General features: G+C 64.0%; 16 protein-coding genes, 1 tRNA gene and 1 pseudogene. 7 read left to right on the top strand and 11 right to left on the bottom strand.

The window, feature by feature from the left end; translation table 11 throughout:
* A pseudogene (locus tag AC5RTT_RS09815) lies at nt 1–485 on the top strand (LysM peptidoglycan-binding domain-containing protein); the annotation flags it as partial.
* An 81-nt stretch (nt 486–566) separates the two neighbouring features.
* Here AC5RTT_RS09815 and AC5RTT_RS09810 read toward each other — a convergent pair.
* Together AC5RTT_RS09810 and AC5RTT_RS09805 are read right to left on the bottom strand one after the other, a co-directional pair.
* On the bottom strand, nt 567–992 hold the full coding sequence (locus AC5RTT_RS09810) for a CBS domain-containing protein (protein WP_009357167.1): 426 nt from the start codon (nt 990–992) through the stop codon (nt 567–569).
* A gap of 289 nt (nt 993–1281) precedes the next feature.
* Nucleotides 1282–3732, bottom strand: coding sequence for an Ig-like domain-containing protein (locus AC5RTT_RS09805; protein ID WP_494145028.1), 2451 nt, complete (start codon nt 3730–3732; stop codon nt 1282–1284).
* 358 nt (nt 3733–4090) lie between these two features.
* On the opposite strand from AC5RTT_RS09805, the gene AC5RTT_RS09800 reads away from it, so the two are divergent.
* A complete protein-coding gene (locus AC5RTT_RS09800; protein ID WP_494145027.1) occupies nt 4091–4771 on the top strand; it encodes a hypothetical protein in 681 nt (226 codons plus the stop codon).
* Nucleotides 4772–4835: 64 nt separating this feature from the next.
* Here AC5RTT_RS09800 and AC5RTT_RS09795 read toward each other — a convergent pair.
* Both AC5RTT_RS09795 and AC5RTT_RS09790 read right to left on the bottom strand, forming a co-directional pair.
* Nucleotides 4836–4917: transfer RNA gene (locus AC5RTT_RS09795), tRNA-Tyr, on the bottom strand.
* A 170-nt stretch (nt 4918–5087) separates the two neighbouring features.
* On the bottom strand, nt 5088–5342 hold the full coding sequence (locus AC5RTT_RS09790) for a hypothetical protein (protein WP_494145026.1): 255 nt from the start codon (nt 5340–5342) through the stop codon (nt 5088–5090).
* Nucleotides 5343–5532: 190 nt separating this feature from the next.
* Between AC5RTT_RS09790 and AC5RTT_RS09785 the strand changes: the two genes are divergently transcribed.
* On the top strand, nt 5533–6024 hold the full coding sequence (locus AC5RTT_RS09785; protein WP_009357171.1) for a YajQ family cyclic di-GMP-binding protein: 492 nt from the start codon (nt 5533–5535) through the stop codon (nt 6022–6024).
* 140 nt (nt 6025–6164) lie between these two features.
* Here the strand turns inward: AC5RTT_RS09785 and htpX are convergent, their stop codons facing one another.
* Nucleotides 6165–7034, bottom strand: coding sequence for a zinc metalloprotease HtpX (gene htpX, locus AC5RTT_RS09780; protein WP_494145029.1), 870 nt, complete (start codon nt 7032–7034; stop codon nt 6165–6167).
* 131 nt (nt 7035–7165) lie between these two features.
* Between htpX and AC5RTT_RS09775 the strand changes: the two genes are divergently transcribed.
* The 3 genes from AC5RTT_RS09775 (at nt 7166) to AC5RTT_RS09765 (ending at nt 9902) form a co-directional block, all read left to right on the top strand.
* A complete protein-coding gene (locus AC5RTT_RS09775; RefSeq protein ID WP_494010325.1) occupies nt 7166–7651 on the top strand; it encodes a Fur family transcriptional regulator in 486 nt (161 codons plus the stop codon).
* 7 nt (nt 7652–7658) lie between these two features.
* Nucleotides 7659–9140, top strand: a complete 1482-nt coding sequence (locus AC5RTT_RS09770; protein ID WP_494010324.1) for a catalase — start codon at nt 7659–7661, stop codon at nt 9138–9140.
* A gap of 126 nt (nt 9141–9266) precedes the next feature.
* Nucleotides 9267–9902 carry a DUF2461 domain-containing protein gene (locus tag AC5RTT_RS09765; RefSeq protein ID WP_494145025.1) on the top strand — a complete coding sequence of 212 codons (636 nt, stop codon included), beginning with the start codon at nt 9267–9269 and terminating at the stop codon, nt 9900–9902.
* Between the two features lie 50 nt (nt 9903–9952).
* On the opposite strand, the gene AC5RTT_RS09760 is transcribed toward AC5RTT_RS09765, so the two are convergent.
* The 6 genes from AC5RTT_RS09760 to AC5RTT_RS09735 all read right to left on the bottom strand — a co-directional run bounded on the left by AC5RTT_RS09760 (nt 9953) and on the right by AC5RTT_RS09735 (nt 16530).
* Nucleotides 9953–10555: a TetR/AcrR family transcriptional regulator gene (locus AC5RTT_RS09760; protein ID WP_407709863.1), complete on the bottom strand. Its 603-nt coding sequence runs from the start codon at nt 10553–10555 to the stop codon at nt 9953–9955.
* 88 nt (nt 10556–10643) lie between these two features.
* A complete protein-coding gene (locus AC5RTT_RS09755; RefSeq protein WP_494145024.1) occupies nt 10644–12209 on the bottom strand; it encodes an amino acid permease in 1566 nt (521 codons plus the stop codon).
* Nucleotides 12210–12383: 174 nt separating this feature from the next.
* A complete protein-coding gene (locus AC5RTT_RS09750) occupies nt 12384–12791 on the bottom strand; it encodes a DUF779 domain-containing protein (protein WP_494145023.1) in 408 nt (135 codons plus the stop codon).
* Nucleotides 12791–13813: an alcohol dehydrogenase AdhP gene (gene adhP, locus AC5RTT_RS09745; RefSeq protein ID WP_494145022.1), complete on the bottom strand. Its 1023-nt coding sequence runs from the start codon at nt 13811–13813 to the stop codon at nt 12791–12793. Before adhP ends, AC5RTT_RS09750 begins: the two co-directional genes overlap by 1 nt.
* A gap of 39 nt (nt 13814–13852) precedes the next feature.
* Nucleotides 13853–15376: an acetaldehyde dehydrogenase ExaC gene (exaC, locus tag AC5RTT_RS09740; protein WP_494145021.1), complete on the bottom strand. Its 1524-nt coding sequence runs from the start codon at nt 15374–15376 to the stop codon at nt 13853–13855.
* A 137-nt stretch (nt 15377–15513) separates the two neighbouring features.
* Nucleotides 15514–16530, bottom strand: a complete 1017-nt coding sequence (locus AC5RTT_RS09735) for a LacI family DNA-binding transcriptional regulator (protein ID WP_494145020.1) — start codon at nt 16528–16530, stop codon at nt 15514–15516.
* Nucleotides 16531–16696: 166 nt separating this feature from the next.
* Here AC5RTT_RS09735 and AC5RTT_RS09730 point away from each other — a divergent pair, with 166 nt between their 5' ends.
* Complete coding sequence (locus tag AC5RTT_RS09730) at nt 16697–17632, top strand: dihydrodipicolinate synthase family protein (protein ID WP_494145019.1); 936 nt, start codon at nt 16697–16699, stop codon at nt 17630–17632.
* The last annotated feature ends 54 nt before the right edge of the window (nt 17633–17686 follow it).

Genomic DNA, 17686 nt, shown 5'->3' with positions numbered 1-17686 from the left:
GCCAGACGCTCGTCCTGACCGGCCCGCCGGTGGCAGCCCCGGCGGCCGCGGCACCCGAGGCCGTCCCCGCCGCGGCGCCGGTTCCGGCTCCGGCTCCTGCACCTGCTCCTGCACCTGCTGCGGCGCCCGCTCCGGCCTTTGTTCCCGCAGCACCTCCAGTCCGGACCATCTATGTGGCCGGCGCCGGTGGCCAGGCAATGGTGGACGCCTGTATCGGCCCCATCCACTACACCCCCGGCGATGCGTACTCACTCTTCATCACCGAGCATGACTACTGCGGCGGCTGGGCACGTTTCTCCGGGATCGGAGTAGGCGAAACCGTGAGCATCCCCGGCTACGGCACCTACACCGTGACGGCCAGGGGCCAGGTCCCCAACCCGGGCACCACCAACGACGTGCTGAACGTCTTCGGCGGCTTCCCCCGGGCCATCCTGCAGACCTGCATCCCGGGCACCAGCCAGATGCTCCTGATCGCGCTGAACTGACCTTTTCAAAAGTTTGTCCGCGGGTCCGAACCCTCAAGGGCTGGATCCGCGGACAAGGGGCATCTTGCTGCCGCGTTGGCGCTACACGTGGTGCCGCTCCGAAATGTGCTCCACCAGTTCGCCAACCCGCTGTTCGGAGTAGTTGCGGGCGATGTCGCCCTGGCTGATGATGCCGACCATCCTGTGGTCGGAGATCACCGGGAGACGCCGAACCTGGTGCCGTTCCATCATGTCGATGGCTTCGTCCACATTGGCGTCGGCATCTACCCAGTAGGGCGTTCCGGTTTCCAGTTCGCGGGCCATCATGTCGGCCGGGTTGCGTCCGGCGGCGACGCACTTGAGCACAATGTCGCGGTCGGTGATCATGCCCTTCAACCTGCCGTCATCACCGCAAATCGGCAGCGAGCCGCAGTCAAGGTCCATCATCATCCGGGCTGCGTCCACCAGGGTCTGGTTTTCGGTAATACATCGTGCATCCGTGGTCATGAATTCACGTACAGCACTCATTGAATCCTCCTTCATCGATGGATTTATCGACGCAAGGCATCGGGGCACCAGCGCCGATATCGCCAGCCTACGCCGGGCCGGTGCAGGTGTCGATGGCGGATTTTGTCTCTACGGAGCTGCCTGGTTGTCCCCCGCGGACGGACTACTCCCCTCACCGTTTCAGGGGGAATTGACTATGGTGCGGGGACCTTTCGCGGGCACGAGAAAGCCTCCGGAACCGTATGGTTCCGGAGGCTTTTCCTATGCCGCTAAAGCTCCCTTGGCGGTTGGTCGGACACCCCCGTCCTGGTTACTTGAACGTGAGCACCAGCTTCGGCGCGTATACGCCGTCAGACGCTTCCTTGGAGTGGAGGTCCAGGCCGTCACTGCTGCTGGAATCCAGACCGAGAGACAGCAACTGGCCAGGTTCACCAGCGAGGGTGCTCGGGTCTAGATTGATGCTGCGGTCGGTGTTAATGGCTGTCGACCCGAAACTGCCGAGGATGGAGCCGAGACCGGGGCTGTTACTGTACGTGATCCCTGTCTCGGTCCAATTGTCGTCAGCCACCAGTTTGATGTTTTGCGTACCTGTTGATCCGCTTCCGGAACTGCGGAGCAGCAATGTCGCACTTCCGATCGATCTGCCTGTAAACGGCGTCAGGTCGAACTTTAGATACGCGGTCGTACGCGGACTGGCGTCTACGGCCAGCAGGGGACTCGTACCAAAGTTCGTACCCGCCGAGGTCCCATCCAATACGTAGCTATCGGCGATAGTGGTGAGCGTGACGGATGTGCCCGCGGGAGCCGTCGTGAAACTCCAGGAATGGTCCGCGGCCAATGCGTTACCGGCAAGGTCCTTCACACCACTGGCGCCACCCTTGACGGTCGCCGTGTAGGACGTACCGGCCGCCAAGTCGGCACCAGGGTCCAACTTAGCAATTTTGGTTGCGCTGTCATACGTCACAGGGGCTGAAACAGGCGTAGCCGCTCCTTGTTGAGTGAGCGTGAATGTGCCGGTCGTGACCGTGGACGAATTCATCGCTTCCGAGAACGTCGCCGTCACATTTGTCGTTGCTGCGATATTGGTTGCTTTGTCAGCCGGAGACGTAGCTGTCACCGTGGGAGCTGTATTGTCAGCAGTGCCCGCGGGCGCCGTGGTGAAGGTCCACGTCTTGTCCGTACTTAACGGATTACCGGCCGGGTCTTTCACTCCGCTGGTGCCGCCCTTGATCGTGGCCGTGTAGGACGTACCGGCCGCCAGGTCCGCGGTGGGGTTCAAGGTCGCAACCCTGGTCGCGCTGTCATAGGAAACACCCGCTGGGACCGTTGTGGTTGCCCCTTGGGCCGTCAGTGTGAAGGTGCTCGACGTAATTGTCGTTGCGTTCATCGACTCAGAGAACGTGCCCGTCACATTCGCCGTTGTTGCCACACCGGTCGCACCGGCAGCCGGAGAAGTAGTCGTCACAGTCGGAGGGGTCGTGTCGGTGGTCCCGCCACTGCCGCTGCCGCCCTCGTAGAAGTGCCAGTACCGGTTCGTAGCGTTCACGTCCGCGAGCAGCAGGACACCACTGTTGGGCGTTCGCGGCGAATTGAGGTTCTGCTTGGTGGATGTGACGTTATGGACATACTGGTCTGCGTCCACAATACGTGGGACCTTCTGCGCGGTCGCAAGTTTGCTGGGCTCGTTCAACGCAGCAGACTTCTCGTAGATCGCCCCGCCCGAGGTGGTGCAAACACCGGCATTTGTCGTTCCACTAGGCTTCGGGTAGGTGGCGAACGTACGCAGTTTCTGGGCGGCTTCGTCGATCAGGACGATGACACGGTTCGGGCACTCCGCCACGGTAGCGATTGTGTGGGCCGTCCACGCGGAGGTTGCATTATCCAAGGCCAAAAGCTGGATCAACGGTTGGGACGCAGACGTGAACGACGTCTTGATCGCCGCGAAGACCTTGCCAGACGACGCGTCCAGCCACTTCAGGTTCATGTGGTCATCACCGCTACGTGCGCCTTTAACTGCCGGCACCGGAGTGGACCAATCTGTCTTCGCTGCTCCATCGGCATGAACGCTCCAGTACATACCATCGGTGGCGTCACCGACCTGCCGACTCCACATCACTCCGATTTTGTTTTCGCCGAAGGCAATCACCGACGAGGTGTCGTCGATAGACACGTTGCTTAGCGACGCAGGATGAGGGAAAGGCGTTCCCCACGTCTTGCCGTCCGTGTCAGTGACGTTCAGGTAGATCCGGTTGCCTTGCTGCCAGGTGGCCCAGAGCCGGCCAGACGGCTCTTTGTCGATGACCAGGGCCTCGACGCGGTAGTTGTTGATCTGTGACGAACCCAACAGCGAATACGTCTTCAAACTCGAGTTGTAGCTGTAGCGCCGCAACGTCGTTGGGAAGTTCGGCTCAGCCGCCACCCCATCATTGACGAACCGGTAGCTCGCCACGTACAGCGTGGTTCCGTCCCACAGCACATCGTGGTGGGTGCTCGGACGCGGATCCGTGGTCACGTTCTTACTGGTCCATTGGTTAGTGGAGGCGTTGAACTGGAAGATCTCGAAGTCTTGGCTGGCAGTGTCCCAGAGGTTCCCCCACCAGATCCCGTCGTGGAACCATAAGTTGCTCGTTGACCGCTTGGTCCCCGTCGGAGTTCCCGTCCCCGAATGGGAGGGGCCTTCCACTCCCACATCACCTGTCGCCGCCGATGCCGGAACCGGCACCACCAGGGCAGCAACGGCGAGCAGCAGGGCTGTCAGCAATCCGTGGAGCCTCAAAGCTCGAAACCTGTCTGGACGGAGAATTGTTCTGCGTCGATTATCCTGCCTTGCACCGGCTTGCTTGGTCCTGCGGCCATCATCGAAGCCGCTTAGGGAAAAGGACGGAGGGTACATCATGATTGCTCCCCGGAATAGCACAATAATCCTCAAGTTTCGTCCAGTCTCAGTCGCTTGGAATTGGAAAGCAATCCCTAACCGCGCCTACGTAACCCCCCTACTTTTCGACTTCCCGAACCCCTAGCAGGGCCGACCGGACCCATCGTCCAGCCAGCCATGCTGCCGAACGGATCAACCGGCCGTCTTGGAACCCGTGGTCTAGCGGCTGGGCTTGGCATAGAGTGTGGCTACCAATTTCTTCGGGGAAACCATGAAGCCTTTCTGCCTGATACCGGTCCTCATCCTGACGCTTGCCTCCTGCACCTCGCCCGTACAAGCGCCCGATGGTCCCTCCGCGGGACCGGCCAGCGGAACCGCCACCGCGCAGTCGGCGCCGTCGTCTCCAACGGCTCTGGCATCCCGTCACTACCGGGCCACGACTGGATCGGGTGCCGAGATCAGGTTCTTGCTCCCCGCAGGGGCCACTGACCCGGCGGTCTCCGCAATAGAGGCCTACCGGGCAAAGGCCGGAGCTACCCCCGTTATATATCTGGTCGCAGATGTGGACAACCGCAGAGGGACTCAACCCGTCAACCTCTACGCGGTCAGCGTTTTTGATGCAGGAGGACGCCAAATCACGTTCTCCAGCGTTGCCGATGTGATCCACAGTTGGGGACCAACGTACAGCTACGATTTCGGCTGGAAGATGGGGGATGGCAGCGTCGTAGAGGAGGCTGCGGCCAGCAGGCTCAAGCGCGAGGCTACCGACCTGCACAGCGCCAACTCGAACAACAACGTGGGTGTGGCTGAGCAGTCCAGGATTGTTCTGGCGGCGCACGACGCCCAGCTGCCCTCCGAGTTCGTGCGGGTTACCGTGCAGCCCTTCGGCATGGGTGTGGAAGAGGAGGCCACGCCCGCGTCCTAACCCGACCAGCGGAGCAACAAAAAAGACCCGCCTGGATCTGTATAAGATCCAGGCGGGTCCGCTGTGGCAGATGAGGGATTCGAACCCCCGTAGGCGTTGCCAGCTGATTTACAGTCAGCCCCCTTTGGCCGCTCGGGTAATCTGCCGAACTTCTCAAAAGAAGACCCGGGCTGCAGTCTTCAGAACGTCCGTTTCCGGGCCGTTCCGCTTCCAGTAACCGCGGGCAAGACAACTTTACAGAACTTCTGCCGAAGAATCGAATCGAGCCCCAGCCAGGCGTTCAAACCCCTGCACTCCGCGGAATTTAGGGGAGCAATCACGCCTCGCCCAGGATCCTCCCGGCCAGCTTCGCCTCGAACTTTTCGGCCTGTTCCTCGGTGATCTGGTTCAGCTGCACCGCCCGCTGCAGATCCGCGTGGACTCCTTCCAACCGGGAAGACGCATCGGCCACCGGGCTGAAGATGACGGACGCGGCCACGGCAGCCGCAGCCACCGATGTTGCCGCCGTTGCCACCGCCCCGGCTGTGGCTGTGGTGGTTCTGGCGACGTACGAGATGGCTTTGCGGTGCACTGGTGTTTCCCTTTCGAACTGCTGTCCAACAGGTACAACCTTCCCCCGCGCTCCTTGGTTCCCTCCTGACGTCCGCTGACAGGGAACTATGAATCCTCCAGCCCGCCGCGCGGTCCATCCGTACTAGGCTTGAAGGCAGTGATCCCAAGCCCTGCTTGTGCGCAGGGCTCCCACCCTTAGAAGGAGAGTCATGGCAGGCGAGTCAACGTTCGACGTCGTAAGCAAGGTGGACAAGCAGGAGGTCGCCAACGCCCTCAACCAGTCCCAGAAGGAAATCGCCCAGCGCTACGACTTCAAAGGCGTTGGCGCCGAGATCGACTTCAGCGGCGAAAAAATCCTCATGAAGGCCAACTCGGAAGAACGCGTCAAGGCCGTCTTGGATGTGTTCCAGTCCAAGCTGATCAAGCGCGGCATCTCGCTGAAGTCCCTGGACAGTGGCGAGCCCTACGCCTCCGGCAAGGAGTACCGCCTTGAAGCCTCCATCAAGGAAGGCATTGCCCAGGACCTGGCGAAGAAGATCAACAAGCTCATCCGCGACGAAGGGCCCAAGTCGGTAAAGTCCCAGATCCAGGGCGACGAGCTCCGCGTCTCGTCCAAGTCCCGCGACGACTTGCAGGCCACCATGGCACTGCTGAAGGACTTCGACGAAGCCGACCTGCAGTTTGTGAACTTCCGCAGCTGACGGCGGTTCGCCGTCGTCCTTGACGCGCAATATACCTGCCGCTACGGAAAGAGGCCGGCGCACCCGGAAGATGGGGTGCGCCGGCCTCTTTGCGTGTCGGGAACAGCTACTGCGTCCGGGGCCCGACGGGCGACGCCCGGCTACCGCAGCGGGTGGCCGGCCATCCGCTCCAGCCGCGCAATCCGGTCCCGCATGGGCGGGTGGGTGGCGAACAGCCTGGTCATCGCGCCGCCCCGGAACGGGTTGGCGATCATCAGGTGCGATGCGTTGACCAGCCGCTGGTCCTGCGGCAGTGGCGCTATGCTGACGCCGCGCTCGATCTTGGCCAGGGCTGAGGCAAGCGCCAGCGGATCGCCGGTGAGCTGCGAGCCGTCCTCGTCGGCGTCGTACTCCCTGGTACGCGAGATGGCCATCTGGATCAGCGACGCCGCAAACGGCGCCAGCAGAGCCATGGCGATCATTGCCAGCGGGTTGGCGTTGCGGCGGTCGCTGCCGCCGAAGAACAGCAGCATCTGGCCCACCGAGGTGATGACACCGGCGACGGCGGCCGCCACGGACGAAGTGAGGATATCCCGGTTGTAGACGTGCATGAGCTCGTGGCCCAGGACGCCGCGGAGCTCGCGTGCGTCCAGGAGCTGCAGGATCCCCTCCGTGCAGCAGACGGCCGCGTTCTGGGGGTTGCGCCCGGTGGCGAAGGCGTTCGGGTTCATGGTGGGTGAGATGTAGATGCGTGGCATGGGCTGGTTGGCCCGCGCGGAGAGCTCCCGGACGATCTGGTACAGCTGCGGGGCTTGCACCTCGCTTACGGGGTACGCCTGCATGGACCGGATGGCAATCTTGTCGCTGTTCCAGTAGCCGTAGGCCGTGGTGCCGACGCCGACGAGCGCCATGATCCAGATGGGCGCCGAACTGCGCATGCTTGTACCGATCAGGGCGCCCAGCCCGAGCAGCACGGCCCAGAGGACGCCGAACAGCGCCGCCGTCTTGAGCCCATTGTGATGCCGATGCACGTCCATTCCCCTTTGTCTTTTGGCTGTTACAGCTTAAGAACTGGGCGGCCCGCCCCATAGTTCCAGCCCCGTTTTCCGAGGTAAGCCAACCCTTATTGTGAGATATTCATAATAAGTGCTTCAATGGAGCCATGACGGAGCACTACGACGGCCACGAGGACTGGGCTGGAGCCCTGCGCGCCCACGGCCGCCGGGTGACCAAGCAGCGGCTTGCCGTGCTGGCCGCCGTCGAACGCCACCCCCACTCCCCTGCGGAAAGCATCCTTGCTGCTGCCCGGGCAGAACTCCCCGAGCTGACCGCGCAGTCCGTTTACGTGGTCCTCGGGGACCTCACCGACCTGCACATGCTGCGGCGTTTCGAACCCCCGCACTCCCCCGCGCTGTACGAAACCCGGGTAGGCGACAACCACCACCACGCCATCTGCATCAGTTGCGGCCGCGTGGAGGACGTGGACTGCGCCGTCGGGCACGCGCCGTGCCTGACGCCCCACTGGGATGAGAACGCCAAGCCGATGACCATCCAGATCGCAGACGTCATGTACCAGGGCATCTGCCAGGACTGCCAGCAGTCCCAACAACTTCCTTCCAATCGTCCCTCGCAAGTAACAGAGAAATAGGAGAATAATGACTGTCGTTTCGACAACCCAGTCTGGTGCCCCCGTCACATCCGACGCGCACTCCAAGTCAGTTGGTGCCGATGGTGCCATCATCCTGACTGACCACTACCTGGTGGAAAAGCTCGCCCAGTTCAACCGCGAGCGGGTTCCGGAGCGCGTGGTGCACGCCAAGGGCGGCGGTGCATTCGGCACGTTCAAGACCACCGAGGATGTCTCGAAGTACACCAAGGCCGCGTTCCTGCAGCCGGGCGTCGAGACCGAGATGCTGATCCGTTTCTCCTCCGTGGCCGGCGAGAACGGCTCCCCGGACACCTGGCGCGACCCCCGCGGTTTCGCCGTGAAGTTCTACACCTCCGAGGGCAACTACGACCTCGTGGGCAACAACACCCCGGTGTTCTTCATCCGCGACGGCATCAAGTTCCCGGACTTCATCCACTCCCAGAAGCGCCTTCCCGGCACGCACCTGCGCGACGCTGACATGCAGTGGGACTTCTGGACCCTGTCCCCCGAGTCCGCCCACCAGGTCACCTGGCTGATGGGTGACCGCGGCCTGCCCGCCTCCTGGCGCGAAATGCAGGGCTACGGCTCGCACACCTACCAGTGGATCAACGCCGAAGGCGAGCGGTTCTGGGTCAAGTACCACTTCCACTCCAACCAGGGCGTGAAGAACATGACGTCCGAGCAGGCCGAAGCACTGGCCGGCTCCGACGCCGACTTCTACATTCGCGACCTGCACGAGAACATCGAAGCCGGCAACCTGCCCTCCTGGGACCTGCATGTCCAGGTCATGCCCTACGAGGACGCCAAGACCTACCGCTTCAACCCGTTCGACCTGACCAAGGTCTGGCCGCACGCCGACTACCCGCTGATCAAGGTGGGCACCATGGAGCTGAACCGGAACCCGGAGAACTACTTCGCGCAGATCGAACAGGCCACCTTCGCGCCGTCGAACTTCGTGCCGGGCATCGCCGCCTCCCCGGACAAGATGCTGCAGGCCCGCATCTTCTCCTACGCGGACGCCCACCGCTACCGCGTGGGCACCAACCACGCCCAGATCCCGGTGAACCAGCCCAAGAGCCAGGTCAACAACTACAGCCAGGACGGCGCCGGACGCTACCTGTTCAACGCCCCGTCCGTTCCGGTCTACGCCCCGAACACGTTCGGCGGCCCGGCTGCGCTTGAACCGCAGAACCCGGCAGGCGGCTGGGAGAACGACGGCGAACTGACCCTCGCCGCGCACTCCCTGCACGCCGAGGACGGCGACTTCGTCCAGGCCGGCACCTTGTACCGCGAGGTCTACGACGAAGCTGCAAAGGCCCGCTTCCTCGAGACCATCACCGGCGCCGTGGGCGGCGTCAAGCGCTCCGACATCAAGGAACGCGCCATCCAGTACTGGACCAACGTTGACGCCGAACTCGGCGCCAAACTCCGCGCCAACCTCGGTGCAGCACCCCTCTCCGACGCTGAGGCAGCCAACAAGATCGGCTGATTCTCCGCTCGCTGAGCAGTGAAACCACCCCGTCGCGGATGTCCGCGGCGGGGTGGTTTTTTTTCGCTGTCCACATAGCAGCAGAGCTTCTGGCCGCCGCCCTCGGGCGGTCCCTAGGATCGCTGTATGACGACTTTCCAGGGCATACCTGCCGCCGCTTTCGGGTTCTACGCCGACCTGCAGGAGAACAACAACCGGGAGTGGTGGCTGGGGCACAAGGACAGCTACCAGTCACTGGTCCGGGATCCGCTCGCCTCGCTCTTGGCTGAGCTGGAGCCCCGGTTCGGGCCTGGCCGTCTGTTCCGCCCCAACCGGGACATCCGTTTCTCGCTGGACAAGTCCCCCTACAAAACGGCCCAGGGCGCGTTCGCCTCCGTGCAGGAAGGCGTGGGCTATTACCTCCAGGTCAGCGCGGAGGGCCTGCTGGTGGGCGGCGGCTACCACTCCCATTCCCCTGCCCAGCTGGTGAGGTACCGGAACGCGGTGGACGCCTCGGGCACCGGCGAGTCGCTGCGGCATATTGTGGACGCCCTGGCCACCGCGGGCTTCGCGGTGGAGGGAGAGAAACTGAAGACGGTGCCCCGGGGCTATGACCGCGATCATCCGCGGGCCGAACTCCTTAAGCACAAATCACTTGCGGCGAGCGTAGACCTCGGCCAGCCTGCCTGGCTGGAAACTCCTGCCGCCGTCGGCGAAATCTCCGGGCTGTGGGACCAGATGCGCCCGTTGGTTGACTGGGTGGGCCGCCACGCTGCGCCCTAGCAGGCCGGCTGCGTTCCGGATTTTCGCCGGGCTGCGGCGGGCTGATCGGGTCAGGCTTCCTGCGCTGCGGCCAGGCGGGTTTCGAGGTTGTTGAAGAAGACCGAGAGCATCAGTTCGAAAGCCTTGGTGGCCGCCTCCGGCTCATTCATGACCACGAAGTCGAATTGCAGCCCGTAAAAGGTTGAGGTGAAGAGCCGGGCGTCGGTGTCCGCGTATTCCTCGGGGATGCCCTGCACCACCAGCCAGTCGCGGGTCTTGTGGTGGAGCATCCGGAAGTGCTCCTGCGAGGTGCCGCGGGGCTCCGCCGCCACGATGTCCTGGGCGGTGGCCTCGAATTCCAGCCGGGTCAGGTGGCGGTTCCGCTGGGCCATGGTCCACTGCCAGGACTCAAGCAGGAACTCCCGCCAGGCTGCGCGGTCGATGTCCCGGACATCGGTGTTCCGCATCCTGTCCAGGCGGGATTCGATGGATACCACGATGTCATTGATCAGCTGCTCCCGGTTTCCAAAATGGTAGACCAGCACGTAGGCACTCATGCCCAGCCCTTCCGCGAGGCTCCGGAAGGTCAGCTCCGCCAGGGTCTTGTCCATCAGGTAGTCGAGGATGGCGCCCAGCAGCTCGGCTTTTCGTTCAGTTCGTGTCGGGCGTGCCATGAATCCATCCTACGAGCCGGCACCGTTCCGGAAGCCGGGCATGGGAATGCCCGCCCGGGGACGGCCCGGGCGGGCATCATTAGGGCTCTCAGGCCCGCGAGTACTCGTCTTCGTTATCGGAATCGCGCTGGTCCGCATCGCTGTCGGATACAGCCGCGCCATTGACTGCGCTGCTGGCTGCGCCGAAGCGTTCGTTGAGGCGCGAGTGGCGCTGGCCGTAGGCAAAGTAGATCGCCATGCCGATGGCCAGCCAGATGGCGAAGAAGATCCAGGTCTCCACGGCCAGGTTGGTCATCAGGTAGAGGCAGAGCACCGCGGAAACGATCGGAAGGACCTTGCCGAACGGGACGCGGAAGGCGGGCTTCAGGTCGGGCCGCTTCTTGCGCAGCACCAGGATGCCCAGGCTCACCACAACGAAGGCGGACAGCGTGCCGATGTTGATCATTTCCTCAAGCAGGTCCACGTTAGTCAGCCCGGCCACCAGGGCAACCGCGGCCCCGCAGATGACCTGGAGGCGGACCGGCGTCGCGCGCTTCTCGCTGGTCTTGGACAGCGCCCGGGGCAGGAGTCCGTCGCGGCTCATGGCCAGGACCACGCGGGACAGGCCCATCAGCAGCACCATGATCACGGTGGTCAGGCCCACCAGGGAACCGAACGCGATGATTTTCGCGGCGGAGGTGTCGCCCACGGCTTCGAACGCGGTGGTGAGGGTGGGGTTTTCCGCCTCGGCCAGCTGGGTGTAGGAGACCATGCCGGTCAGCGCCAGCGACACCAGGATGTAGAGCAGGGTCACCAGGGCCAGTCCGCCGAAGATGCCGCGCGGCAGGGTCTTCTGCGGGTTCTTCACTTCCTCGGCGGAGGTGGCGACAACGTCAAAACCGATGAAGGCGAAGAACACCAGGGCTGCGCCGGCGAAGATCCCCAGGGTGCCGTACTGGGCCGGGGCCGCGCCCGTGAGGAACCCGAAGAAGGACTGCTTCAGGACGTCGGCGGCACCGGTGCCGCCCGTGGGCTCGGCCGCGGGAATGAACGGGGCGTAGTTTTCGAACTTCACATAGGTGAAGCCCACCACGATCACGAACAGGACGACGCCGATCTTAATGAGCGTGAAAATGTTTCCCACCCGGGCGGACAGCTTGGTGCCGAGCACCAGCAGCACCGTGAAGACGGCAACGATGAGGAACGCGCCCCAGTAGAGGTCCACGCCGCCCAGCGAGACGGCCGGCGGAATGTCCGCCCCCATGAGGGCGAACACCTTGCTGAGGTAGATGCCCCAGTATTTGGCGATCACGGCAGCGGCGGTGAAGAGCTCCAGGATCAGGTTCCAGCCGATGATCCAGGCAAGGAGTTCGCCCATGGTGGCGTAGGTGAAGACGTAGGCGGAGCCCGCCACCGGGATGGCGGTGGCGAATTCGGCGTAGCACATGATCGCCAGCGCGCAGGTGATGGCGGCGACGGCGAAGGACACAGTGACGGCGGGGCCGGAGAAGTTGGCTGCGGCCTTGGCGCCCACCGAGAAGATACCGGCGCCGACAGCAACGGCGACGCCCATGATCATGAGGTCCCAGGTGCTGAGGGAGCGCTTGAGCTTGCGTCCGGGCTCATCGGCGTCGGCTATCGACTGCTCGATGGATTTGGTCCGGAGAAGGTTCATAGGGGATCACAATCCTGATTTCGGATGGAAACAGACTTATCCACGCTAGTGTCCATCCACTGGACGGTCCCAATTGTTCCGAATGCTGAGACGCTGGTTTTACCGAACTTTGTTCCGTAAAAGCACTTGGGGCCCTTCGGATGAAGAGCCCCAAGTGCTTTTGGACCGAACTAGCTAGCAAGGCCAGTCCATCAGGGTGGACCGGATCAGGAAGCGTTTGCCCTCGGGCGCCTCCACCGAGAAGCCGCTCCCCCGGCCGTTGACTACGTCGACGGTCAGGTGGGTGTGGCTCCAGTAGTTGAACTGCTCCCGGGACATCCAGAACTCCAGCGGCCGTGGTTCCACCCCGCCGGACAGGTCGAACAGCCCCAGCAGGACGTCGGAGTCGCCGGTCAGGAAGTCGCCCACGGGATAGCACATGGGCGATGACCCGTCGCAGCACCCGCCGGACTGGTGGAACATGAGCGGCCCGTGCCGGAGCCACAGCGAGCGGAGCAGGTCCGCGGCCGCCGGGGTCAGCGCCACCCGGGAGAAGTCCTCCCCGGGCAGTGTCACAGCGGCATGGAGCCGGTCCGGTGCCATCAGAACCTCAGGACCACGCGGCCGTCGATCTTGGCGTGCTTCATCTCGTCCAACACCGCGTTGACCTCGGAAAGCTCCCGGACTGAGACCGTGGGATGGATCTTGCCCTGGGCGTAGAAGTCCAGCGCCTCCTCCATATCCTGCCGGGTGCCCACTATGGAACCGCGCACGGTGAGGCCCTTGAGCACAATCTCGAAGATCGGTGCCGGAAAGTCTCCCGGCGGCAGGCCATTGAATACGATGGTGCCGCCGCGGCGGGCCATGCCGATGGCCTGGCCGAATGCTGACGGGTGCACCGCAGTGACCAGGACTCCATGGCAACCTCCGGTTTCGCGCTGGATCACTTCAACGGGGTCCTCGTGCAGGGCGTTGACGGCCAGTTCAGCGCCATGGGCCTTGGCGAGGGCCAGCTTGTCATCGGCGATGTCGACGGCGGCCACCCGCAGTCCCATCGCCACGGCGTACTGGACGGCAATGTGGCCCAGGCCGCCGATGCCCGAGATGGTGACCCACTGGCCGGGCTTGGCTTCGGTCATCTTCAGGCCTTTGTAGACCGTGACGCCGGCGCAAAGCACCGGTGCCACCTCGACGGGGTCGGAGCCCGCCGGTATGCGGGCGGCAAAGCGCGAGTCCACCAGCATGTATTCGCCGAAGGAGCCGTCCACGCTGTAGCCGCCGTTCTTCTGTGCTTCGCACAGGGTTTCCCAGCCGGTGCGGCAGTACTGGCAGTCGCCGCAGGCGGACCACAGCCAGGCGTTGCCCACCAGGTCGCCCACGGCCAGGTCGGTGACGCCCTCGCCGAGGGCCACTACTTCGCCCACGCCCTCGTGGCCGGGAACGAAGGGCGGCGTGGGCTTGACCGGCCAGTCACCCTCGGCCGCGTGGAGGTCCGTGTGACAGACGCCGGTGGTGAGCACCTTGACCAGCGCCTCCCCCGGGCCGGGGGTGGGAATGGCGATGTCCTGGACCTGGAGGTCCTGGCCGAATTCGTTTACTACTGCTGCTTGCATTGTCGTCGTCATTGGCGAAATCCTTGCGTCGTTGTAGCGGGGGTGGAGGGGTTAGAAGAAGCCGAGCTTGTTCTCGTTGTAGCTGACCAGCAGGTTCTTGGTCTGCTGGTAGTGGTCCAGCATCATGGCGTGGTTCTCGCGTCCGATGCCCGAGGACTTGTAGCCGCCGAATGCGGCGCCCGCCGGGTAGGCGTGGTAGTTGTTGACCCAGACGCGGCCGGCCTGGATTTCACGCCCCGCCCGGTAGGCGATGTTGCCGTTGCGGGACCACACACCGGCGCCCAGGCCGTAGAGGGTGTCGTTGGCGATGCCCATGGCGTCGTTGTAGTCGCTGAACTTCGTCACCGAGACAACGGGCCCGAAGATTTCCTCCTGGAAGATCCGCATCCGGTTGTGGCCCTCGAACACGGTGGGCTGGACGTAGTAGCCGCCGGCCAAATCACCGGGCAGTTCGGCGCGTCCGCCGCCGGTGAGCACCTTGGCGCCTTCCTGCTTGCCGATGTCGATGTAGGAGAGGATCTTCTCCAACTGGTCGTTGGAGGCCTGGGCGCCCACCTGCGTGTCGGTGTCCAGCGGATTGCCCTGCACCATCTTCTCCACCCGGGCCACGGCGTCGGCCATGAAGGAGTCGTAGATGTCCTCCTGGACCAGGGCGCGGGACGGGCAGGTGCACACCTCGCCCTGGTTGAAGGCAAACAGCGCGAAGCCTTCCTGGGCCTTGTCGTAGAAGGCGTCGTTTTCCTGCGCGACGTCGTTAAAGAAGATGTTGGGGCTCTTGCCGCCGAGTTCGAGCGTAACGGGGATCAGGTTCTGGCTGGCGTACTGGCTGATCAGGCGGCCAGTGGTGGTCTCCCCGGTGAACGCGATCTTGCGGATCCGCGGGCTGGAGGCCAGCGGCTTGCCGGCCTCGACGCCGAAGCCGTTGACCACATTGAGGACGCCGGCGGGGAGCAGGTCGCCGATGAGTTCCATCAGCACCAGGATGGACGACGGCGTTTGCTCGGCTGGCTTGAGGACGACGGCGTTGCCGGCGGCGAGTGCCGGGGCCAGCTTCCAGACTGCCATCAGGATGGGGAAGTTCCAGGGGATGATCTGGCCGACGACGCCGAGGGGCTCGTGGAAGTGGTAGGCGGTAGTGTCGTCGTCCAGCTGGGAAAGGGTGCCCTCCTGGGCTCGGACGGCGGAGGCGAAGTAGCGGAAGTGGTCCGAGGCGAGCGGAAGGTCGGCGTTGAGTGTCTCGCGGACAGGCTTGCCGTTATCCCACGTTTCGGCGACGGCGAGCATCTCCAGGTTCTCGTCAATGCGGTCGGCGATCTTGTTGAGGATCGCGGCGCGCTCCGCCACGGAGGTCTTGCCCCAGGACGGGGCTGCCTTGTGGGCCGCATCAAGGGCGAGGTCGATGTCCTCGGCAGTGCCGCGGGCCACCTCGCAGAAGGCCTTTCCCGTCACCGGCGTGATGTTCTCGAAGTACTGGCCCTTCACGGGGGCAACCCACTCGCCGCCGATCCAGTTCTCGTAGCGCTCCTTGAAGGTGACCTTCGAGCCCTCGGTTCCGGGCTGTGCGTAAACGGTCATTTTGCTAGCTCCTTTGCTGTGCAGAAGGCGGCCCCGTTCGGGCGCTTGCCGTTGGAGCCAGCGTAGGAGTGCGCAGGTTGCAGCCAGGTTGCAACAGACGTGATACAGCTCACCCGGGCGGTGAAGCAGCGGAGCCGTCAGTCGCGAGCCCTGGGCGGACCGCTTGATTCCCGCGGAATGAGCGTGGGCAACGACTTCCTGACCCGCGGCTCCCGCCCGGGGTCGATGATCAGGTCGATGGCCGTTCGCGCGATCTGGTCCAGGTGCACGTGGACGGATGTCAGAGGGGTGGGAAGCCGGGAAGCGAGCGGAGTGTCGTTGTAGCCCACGAGAGCCAGGTCCTCCCCGATCCGCACATTCCTGCGATGGGCGGCGGCCATGATTCCCATGGCGATGTTGTCATTTGCGGCAAACACGGCTGAGGGCCGGGAATCCGGGCCCAGGAGGGATTCCCCTGCAGAAAACCCGTCCTCGATACCGTAACCGGCAGCGATGAGCCATCCATCCCGAGGGGCGATCCCTGCTTCGTCCAGGGCTTTCCGTGCACCTGCGAGGCGGGCGGTGCCGGTGGAGGTGAAGGACGGGCCCGTGACGACGGCGATGTCCCGGTGCCCGAGGTCGATGAGGTGGCGGACCGCGAGGTAGCCGCCCACTTCGTCATCTCCGAGCGCGGAGGGGCTGACGCCGTCGGTGCGGAGGACCAGGGCATGCACAACGTTGCGCTCCCGAAGGAGGCGTGGAAGTTCGTCGTCCAACCGGGCGCTGGCGAGGATCAGTCCGTCCACGTTCCGGTCGAGCAGCGTCTCGGCTGCCCGCCGTTCGTCGCCGGGATCGTCACCGCTGGTGGCTACCATCGCGAAATAGCCCCGAGACGAGGCCGCCCGCTCCAGTTCCTCGAACATGAGCGCCATGACTGTGTCGCTCAGGCGGGGAACGAGCACGCCCAGGGTCCGGGTTTCACCGCGCCGGAGGCTGGAGGCAAAGGAGTTCCTCCGGTAGCCGAGTTCCTCGGCGACCTTCCGGACGTGTGCTGCGGCAGCGGACCGGGACGCCGACCGTTCATCCAACGCCCGACTGGCTGTAGAGATGCTGACACCACTGGCGGCGGCGACGTCCTTCAGCGTGACTATCGCACCGGGGGCGGCCCGTTCCATGGCAGTTCTCCTCTTCAGCGGGGGCGTAAGAAACACTCTATTCCTCCTTTTTGCAAACGTTCCCTTGACAGTGACGCACGACACGATGCAATATTGAAAACGTTCCCGCAAACGTTCTCACCCCGGCGGGACTACCGACCATCAATGAAGACAAGAGGTAGCTGCAATGACACTCGATCTCCGCGGACTCAGCCCCGCACCTGTCACCCCGTTCACCGAAGACGGCGCTGTCGACTTCGCTGCGATTCAGCGTCTGGGTTCATGGCTCGGATCGATTGAGGGCGTGAAGAGCCTCGTCGTCCTGGGGCACGCCGGCGAAGGCACATTCCTTACGGAAGAGGAGCAGCTGGACGTTATCCGCGCGTTCGTTGCGTCGACCGATGGCCGTGTACCGGTCGTCGCCGGCATCACGAAGGAGGGCAACAAGACCGCGGCTCTCGAGGCCAAAAAGGCCGTCGAAGCCGGCGCGTCAGCGGGTCTCGTCTACCCCTCGCACGGGTGGCTGCGCTTCGGCTACCAGGACGGCGCGCCCCAGTCGCGCTACCAGGAGATCTATGAAGAGTCCGGTCTGCCGCTGATCCTGTTCCAGTACCCCGACAACACCAAGGCGAGCTACAACCTCGACATCCAGCTGGAGATCGCCGGGCAGGAGGGCGTCTTTGCCACGAAGAATGGGGTGCGTAACATGCGCCGGTGGTACACCGAGATCCCCGCGCTTCGCGCCGCGTACCCCGAGCTGCAGGTGCTGTCCTGCCATGACGAGTACCTGCTGCCGACGATGTTCGACGTCGACGGTCTGCTCGTCGGCTACGGCAACATCGCCCCGGAACTGCTCGTCGAACTGATCGAGGCCGGCAAGGCGCAGGACTACAAGCGTGCCCACGCCATTCATGAGCGCCTGCTCCCGGTGACCAAGAACGTTTACCACCGTGGGTCCCACATGGAGGGCACCGTCGCTTTGAAGTGGGGCCTGGTGAACCGTGGCATCCTGGACCACGCAACAGTGCGCACCCCGCTCCTGCCCCTGCCCGAGGGCGCCGATACCGAAATTGCGGAAGCCTTCGCTGCCGCCAACCTCGGCAAGGTAACTGTCAGCGCCTGATCCCACCCTTTACGGGTCCGCACGGGTGGCGGGCCCACGCCCGCCACCCGTGCC

It is taken from the genome of Arthrobacter sp. Y3221157 (assembly GCF_059089865.1).
This window is presented reverse-complemented; position numbering and strand designations above follow the sequence as displayed.

What these genes read in the sequence shown, in the direction of transcription:
- exaC (WP_494145021.1), bottom strand. Translation starts at nt 15,376, where the DNA reads ATGACCGTTTACGCACAGCCCGGAACCGAGGGCTCGAAGGTCACCTTC.
- AC5RTT_RS09735 (WP_494145020.1), bottom strand. Translation starts at nt 16,530, where the DNA reads ATGGAACGGGCCGCCCCCGGTGCGATAGTCACGCTGAAGGACGTCGCC.
- AC5RTT_RS09730 (WP_494145019.1), top strand. Translation starts at nt 16,697, where the DNA reads ATGACACTCGATCTCCGCGGACTCAGCCCCGCACCTGTCACCCCGTTC.
- AC5RTT_RS09755 (WP_494145024.1), bottom strand. Translation starts at nt 12,209, where the DNA reads ATGAACCTTCTCCGGACCAAATCCATCGAGCAGTCGATAGCCGACGCC.
- AC5RTT_RS09810 (WP_009357167.1), bottom strand. Translation starts at nt 992, where the DNA reads ATGAGTGCTGTACGTGAATTCATGACCACGGATGCACGATGTATTACC.
- AC5RTT_RS09750 (WP_494145023.1), bottom strand. Translation starts at nt 12,791, where the DNA reads ATGGCACCGGACCGGCTCCATGCCGCTGTGACACTGCCCGGGGAGGAC.
- adhP (WP_494145022.1), bottom strand. Translation starts at nt 13,813, where the DNA reads ATGACGACGACAATGCAAGCAGCAGTAGTAAACGAATTCGGCCAGGAC.
- AC5RTT_RS09765 (WP_494145025.1), top strand. Translation starts at nt 9,267, where the DNA reads ATGACGACTTTCCAGGGCATACCTGCCGCCGCTTTCGGGTTCTACGCC.
- AC5RTT_RS09775 (WP_494010325.1), top strand. Translation starts at nt 7,166, where the DNA reads ATGACGGAGCACTACGACGGCCACGAGGACTGGGCTGGAGCCCTGCGC.
- AC5RTT_RS09760 (WP_407709863.1), bottom strand. Translation starts at nt 10,555, where the DNA reads ATGGCACGCCCGACACGAACTGAACGAAAAGCCGAGCTGCTGGGCGCC.
- AC5RTT_RS09785 (WP_009357171.1), top strand. Translation starts at nt 5,533, where the DNA reads ATGGCAGGCGAGTCAACGTTCGACGTCGTAAGCAAGGTGGACAAGCAG.
- AC5RTT_RS09770 (WP_494010324.1), top strand. Translation starts at nt 7,659, where the DNA reads ATGACTGTCGTTTCGACAACCCAGTCTGGTGCCCCCGTCACATCCGAC.